Genomic DNA, 5,278 nt, shown 5'->3' on the forward strand with positions numbered 1-5,278 from the left:
ACCGAACTCGTCGCGAAGGTGGCTGAGCAGCCCCAGGATCGCCTTCGTCGTGCTCGGATCCAACCCCGACGTCGCCTCGTCCGACAGCAGGTAGGAAGGTCCCAGAGCGAGCGCGCGGGCGATCCCGACCCGCTGCTTCTGGCCACCCGAGAGCTGGGCGGGGAGATAGTCGCGGCGATCGGCCAGACCCACCCTGTCGAGCAGCGACGTGACGCGTTTCTCGACGGAGGCATCGGTGGCTCCGAGGTACTCCAGGGGAAGCGCCACGTTCTGGGCGACGGTCCGGCGCCTCAGAAGGGGTGCCGTCTGGAAGATGACGCCGACGCTGCGGCGCGCCTTGAGCAGTTCGGCACCCTCCAGCCGCGTGAAGTCCTTCCCGTCGACGCGGACGGTGCCGCTGCTGGGACGCTCCAGGAAGCTGACACAGCGTGACAACGTGGTCTTCCCCGCGCCGCTGGGACCGACCACGGCCAGGATCTCGCCGTTGGGCACCGACAACGAGATGTCCTCGAGGACGGTGCGGTCCCCGAACCGTTTGGTCAGGTTCTCGATTTCGATCATGTGGGCTCTCTTGACTTGATCTTGGGTGGGCTTCCCGGAGACGGACTCGAATCCGCGCAGCGGCCGTCCTCCAACTGAGAATCAGAGGGTGAACTTCTGACGCGATCCGGCGGTCCGTTGGCGGATACGGCCCCGGATTCAGGCGTGCTGAGCACGGAAGGTCCAGGGCCCGATGGTCAGACTCGCGGTAAAGGTACGCACCTCGACGAGGGCGGCAAAGGGTACCGATCTGGCTGATCCGAATTGACGATTTCGAGGCCGCCCGCGGCCCCACCCCCCGCTCTTCGGCCGGTCAGACGGGACGGGACGTCCGAGACTGTGGTCAAGGGGTTAGGCTGACCCAAGTTCCACGAGTCGTCTGGAGGCGTCATGGTCAACGTCAAGCGCGGGATTGTTGCCTTCGGGTGTGCGGCGGCGTTCGCCGCTGCGCCCTTGGTCGTGGCGTCCCCAGCTGCCGCCAAGGACTGCCCATGGGGCACGGTCCCCCGGTCGAACGGGGTGTGCACGCAAGGCCAGGCAGGCGGTTTCGGTGCGCCCGGCGTCGTCGTTCCGCCGATGACGGGCTCGACCGGTGCCGACGTGGTCAACAACCCCAACGGTTTCGGTTCGGTGAACGGCATCCCCTGTACTCCTGAGCACATGGGAACCTGCATCGGCCTTCAGCAGAGCCAGGGCTAGCTCAGGGCTGGCAGGCCCCCGGGCCCGCACGGGTATTGCGAACGGCGTCAACCAGTTCGACGGCCGACCAGCTGCGTGATGCCGCCGCCCTTTGAATCGCCATGACGCAAAGCCGTGACTTCGAGCGGCGCTACGGCGAGGATTCGGCCAGTGACCCGATCGATTCGCTTCAACGCGTTCGACATGAACTGCGTCGCCCATCAATCCCCCGGTCTCTGGCGGCATCCGCAGGACCAGTCTTCGCGGTACAAGGATCTGGCCTACTGGGCCGACCTCGCGAAACTCCTCGAGCGCGGCAGGTTCGACGGCCTGTTCATCGCCGATGTCCTTGGCACGTATGACGTCTACGGTGCGAGCGACGAAGCCGCCATCCGACAGGCCGCCCAGGTCCCGGTCAACGACCCGCTGCTGCTGGTGTCCGCCATGGCGCTCGTCACCGAGAACCTGGGATTCGGAATCACCACCGGCACCGGGTTCGAACATCCCTATCCGTTCGCGCGCCGGATCTCCACCCTCGACCACCTCACCGGAGGCCGCGTCGGGTGGAACGTGGTCACCGGGTATCTACCGGCGGCGGCCCGCAACATGGGGCAGACCGATCAGCCCGCCCACGACGCTCGCTACGACCATGCCGACGAGTACCTCGAGGTGCTCTACAAGTTGTGGGAGGGGTCCTGGGAGGACGACGCGGTGATCCGCGATCGCGAGAGCGGGGTCTTCACCGATCCGGCGAAGGTGCATCACATCGGGCACGCCGGAACGCATTTCACCGTGCCGGGAATCCATCTCTCCGAACCGTCTCCACAGCGGACCCCGGTGATATTCCAAGCGGGGGCGTCGGCGCGCGGCGTCCGTTTCGCCGCCGAGAATGCCGAGGCCATCTTCACCGCCGCCCCCACCAAGGCGATTCTGAGCGAGACGGTCACCACGATTCGGCGCGAGCTGGAGTTGGCCGGGCGGGATCCCTACTCCGCGAAGATCTTCAACCTGACGACCGTGATCACGGCGGACTCCGATGACGAGGCCCGCGCCAAGCACGTGGAGTACCTGTCCTACGGCGACCCGGAGGGTGCGCTGGTCTTCATGTCGGGCTGGATGGGTGTCGATCTGGCGCGCTACGGCTTCGACGAACCGATCGGCAACGTGGACTCCAACGCGATCCTGTCTGCGGTGAAGGCGTTCCAGTCCGCCGACCCCGACGGAGGCGAGTGGGCGGTCCGCGACATCGCCGACTGGGGCAAGATCGGCGGCATCGGACCGCTCGTCGTCGGTTCGGGAGCCCGCGTGGCCGACGTACTGCAGGAGTGGGTCTCCGAAACCGACGTCGACGGCTTCAACCTCGCCTACGCGATCACCCCTGGAACGTTCGCCGACTTCATCGAGCACGTGGTGCCGGTGCTCACCGCCCGCGGCGCCTACCAGTCGGAGTACGCCCCGGGGACGTTGCGCAACAAGCTCTTCGGTCGCGGTGACCGACTGCCCGACGAGCACCGTGGCTCGACCTACCGGGTGGGTGGTTCGTCGTCGACGATCATCGAGCGACCGTCCACCGTGCCGTCGTCGTCCGCTTCGGTAGCCTCGCAGCCGACGGCCAGTAGATAGGCCGACGGCCAGTAGATAGATAGGAGCACTCCCGTGCCCGTGAAGCTTCATTGGTTCCTGCCCACCTACGGCGACAGCCGGCACATCGTCGGCGGTGGCCACGGAACCCCGGCAGGCGCAGCGCACAGCGACCGCGACGCCTCGATCGACTACCTCGCCTCGATCGTCAGGGCCGCCGAGTCGTTCGGGTTCACCGGCGCCCTCATCCCCACCGGCGCGTGGTGCGAGGACGCGTTCGTCACCGCCGCTCTCCTCGCCCGCGAGACCACCTCGTTGGCGTTCCTGGTCGCGTTCCGCCCAGGACTCGTCAGCCCCACCCTGTCGGCGCAGATGGCGGCCACCTTCGCCAGACACGCCCCAGGCCGCATTCTGCTCAACGTCGTCGTCGGGGGTGAGGCGCACGAGCAGCGCGCCTTCGGCGATCACCTGGACAAGGACGCGCGCTACGAACGGTGCGACGAATTCCTCGACGTCGTCCGCCGGTTGTGGTCCGGTGAGACGGTGACGAAGGACGGCGCGCACATCAAGGTCGAGGAGGCGTCGCTGGCGACGCTGCCGAACCCGTTGCCGCCGTTGTACTTCGGAGGTAGCTCACCTGCCGCCGGTCCCGTCGCGGCCCGGCACGCCGACGTGTACCTGACCTGGGGCGAGCCGCCCGCTGCCGTTCGCGAGAAGGTGGAGTGGATCCGCAAGGAGGCCGCGAACCAGGGGCGCACCGTCCGGTTCGGCATCCGGTTGCACACCATCTCGCGTGACACCGCCGACGAGGCATGGTCGCAGGCGGACAAGCTCATTGGTGCGCTCGACGAGGAAACGGTTCGCTCGGCGCAGGCCGGCCTGAGTCGCAGCCAATCCGAGGGGCAGCGCCGGATGCGGGCGTTGCACGAAGCCAACCGCGCCGACGGCTCCTGGAACGACGCGCGCAGCCTCGAGGTGGCGCCGAACCTGTGGGCCGGGGTCGGTCTGGTTCGCGGCGGGGCAGGCACGGCACTGGTGGGCAGTCACACCGACGTCGCCGACCGGATTGCCGAGTACGCGGAAGTCGGCATCGACGAGTTCATCTTCTCCGGTTACCCGCATCTCGAAGAGCTCTTCTGGTTCGGCGAGGGCGTCGTGCCGATCCTGCGCGAACGCGGACTCTTCGACGCGGGCCGCGTGGACGTGGCGCCCGCCTCGATCCCGTTCGTCAGCGCCGTTCGGTGAGTGCGCCTGCCACCGCCACGGACGCCGCAGCCAAGCACGTCGCCTCGGCGGGCGACGCCGTGGCAGTGGCCGAACGGCTCGCGGAGCAGTTCGGCGTCGAGGCCAGTGCCCGCGACGCCGATCGCGACCTGCCGCACGAACAGGTGCGGACGCTGAAGGGCTCGGGGCTGTTGGCGCTGTCGGTACCCGCCGAGTACGGCGGCGTGGACGCCCCCGCGACGGTGGTGACCGAAGTGTTCCGGCTGCTTGCGCACGCCGACCCGTCACTGGCTCAGATCCCCCAGTCACACTTCGCGTTCCTAGAAGCGCTGCGGCTCAAGGGGACTGGTGAGCAGAAGGCCTTCTTCTACGACATCGTCCGCGCGGGGGGTCTGTTCGCGAACGCCCAGTCCGAGCGTGGCCCACATCCGATCGACCTGGACGCCACCACGCTTACCGCGACCGACTCGGGCGAGTACGTGCTGAGTGGCCGCAAGTTCTATTCGACCGGTGCGCTCTTCGCGGACTGGCTGATCGTGCGCGCGTCCGTTGCGGACGGCTCAGGCGATGCGCCGACCTCCGCGACGCCGAAGGCGTTGGCGTTCATTGCGAGGGACGCCCAGGGACTGCAGGTCGTCGACGACTGGGACGGAATGGGCCAGCGCACCACCGCTTCCGGCACCGTCACCCTCGACGACGTTCTGGTCCCTGCCAGCCACGTCGTACCGTTCACCCCGATCTTCGCCGAGCCCACCGTCTACGGTGCGCACGCCCAGTTGCTGCACGCGGCGATCGACGTCGGCATCGCCACCGGCGCACTGGCCGAAGGCGTCCGTCAGGCTGCGACGGCGCGTCCCCACTTCGAGGCACGGGTGGCCTCCGCGGCGGAGGATCCGACGCTGATCCACGTGGCGGGTGAACTGGCCGTCACCGTGCGCGGCGCGCAGGCGCTGCTCGCCGAGGCGGCGCGTCACGTCGACGGCGCGCGGGCCGATCTGACCCCGGACACCGCAGCCGCCGCGTCGGTGGCCGTGGCGGTGGCCAAGGTCGCCGCGGTCCGCGCCTCGCTCGACGCCTCGTCGGGGCTGTTCGAACTCGGCGGCACCCGCAGCGCTTCGGCGGGCGGAAACCTGTCCCGCTACTGGCGCGATGCGCGCACCCATACGCTGCACGACGCGACCCGCTGGAAGCTTCAGCACATCGGCAGGTACGTCCTCTCGGGCACGAGACCACCGCGTCACGGGCAGCTCTAAAA

5 protein-coding genes are annotated in these 5,278 nt (G+C 68.4%); 4 read left to right on the top strand and 1 reads right to left on the bottom strand.

Annotated elements, in window-relative coordinates; all coding sequences use genetic code 11:
- The coding region (locus ACRDUX_RS19640) for a methionine ABC transporter ATP-binding protein (protein ID WP_526415690.1) at window positions 1-561 on the bottom strand (561 nt) is incomplete at its 3' end.
- 369 nt (window positions 562-930) lie between these two features.
- Here ACRDUX_RS19640 and ACRDUX_RS19645 point away from each other — a divergent pair.
- The 4 genes from ACRDUX_RS19645 (at window position 931) to ACRDUX_RS19660 (ending at window position 5,276) form a co-directional block, all read left to right on the top strand.
- Complete coding sequence (locus tag ACRDUX_RS19645; protein ID WP_526415691.1) at window positions 931-1,239, top strand: hypothetical protein; 309 nt, start codon at window positions 931-933, stop codon at window positions 1,237-1,239.
- A 150-nt stretch (window positions 1,240-1,389) separates the two neighbouring features.
- Window positions 1,390-2,841, top strand: coding sequence for an LLM class flavin-dependent oxidoreductase (locus tag ACRDUX_RS19650; protein ID WP_526415692.1), 1,452 nt, complete (start codon window positions 1,390-1,392; stop codon window positions 2,839-2,841).
- Between the two features lie 33 nt (window positions 2,842-2,874).
- Window positions 2,875-4,044 (top strand): LLM class flavin-dependent oxidoreductase, encoded by a 1,170-nt coding sequence (locus ACRDUX_RS19655; RefSeq protein ID WP_526415693.1) that lies wholly within the window; start codon window positions 2,875-2,877, stop codon window positions 4,042-4,044.
- Window positions 4,041-5,276 (top strand): SfnB family sulfur acquisition oxidoreductase, encoded by a 1,236-nt coding sequence (locus tag ACRDUX_RS19660; protein WP_526415694.1) that lies wholly within the window; start codon window positions 4,041-4,043, stop codon window positions 5,274-5,276. The genes ACRDUX_RS19655 and ACRDUX_RS19660 overlap by 4 nt, the downstream gene beginning before the upstream one ends.
- Window positions 5,277-5,278 lie beyond the last annotated feature (2 nt).

The organism is Mycobacterium sp. (assembly GCF_050701675.1).
Classification (GTDB): Bacteria; Actinomycetota; Actinomycetes; order Mycobacteriales; family Mycobacteriaceae; genus Mycobacterium.

Excerpts from the sequence above, each read along its gene's own strand:
- ACRDUX_RS19645 (WP_526415691.1), top strand. The coding sequence starts at position 931 with ATGGTCAACGTCAAGCGCGGGATTGTTGCCTTCGGGTGTGCGGCGGCG.